Origin of the sequence: Thauera sp. 27, from assembly GCF_000310125.2 — a bacterium.
Taxonomy (GTDB): Bacteria; Pseudomonadota; Gammaproteobacteria; order Burkholderiales; family Rhodocyclaceae; genus Thauera; species Thauera mechernichensis.
This window is the reverse complement of the sequence record NZ_AMXB01000105.1, coordinates 1-536: the sequence shown is the minus strand read 5'-3', so window position 1 is coordinate 536 and position 536 is coordinate 1. Positions and strand designations below refer to the sequence as shown.

The window sequence follows — 536 nt, the reverse complement described above, 5'->3', positions numbered from 1 at the left end:
GCGATGAGCGAGATGGGCCCGACGCAGCTGAACATTCCGCGCGACTACTTCTACGGCGAGATCACCTGCGAGATCCCCAAGCCGGCGCGGCTGGACCGTGGCGCGGGCGGCGAGCAAAGCCTCAATGAAGCGGCCGAGCTGCTGGCCAAGGCCAAGTTCCCGGTGATCATCTCGGGCGGCGGCGTGGTGATGGCCGACGCGATCGAGGAGTGCAAGGCGCTGGCCGAGCGCCTGGGCGCGCCGGTGGTCAACAGCTACCTGCACAACGACTCGTTCCCGGCGAGCCACCCGCTGTGGTGCGGCCCGCTGGGCTACCAGGGCTCGAAGGCGGCGATGAAGCTGATCAGCCAGGCCGACGTGGTGGTGGCGCTGGGTTCGCGCCTGGGCCCGTTCGGTACGCTGCCGCAGCACGGCATGGACTACTGGCCCAAGAACGCGAAGATCATCCAGATCGACGCGGACAACAAGATGCTCGGGCTGGTGAAGAAGATCTCGGTGGGCATCTGCGGTGATGCCAAGGCGGCGGCGGTGGCGCT

General features: G+C 67.7%; 1 pseudogene. It reads left to right on the top strand.

From position 1 onward, the window contains the following. Positions 1 to 536, top strand: a pseudogene (locus B447_RS21585) (sulfoacetaldehyde acetyltransferase); the annotation flags it as partial.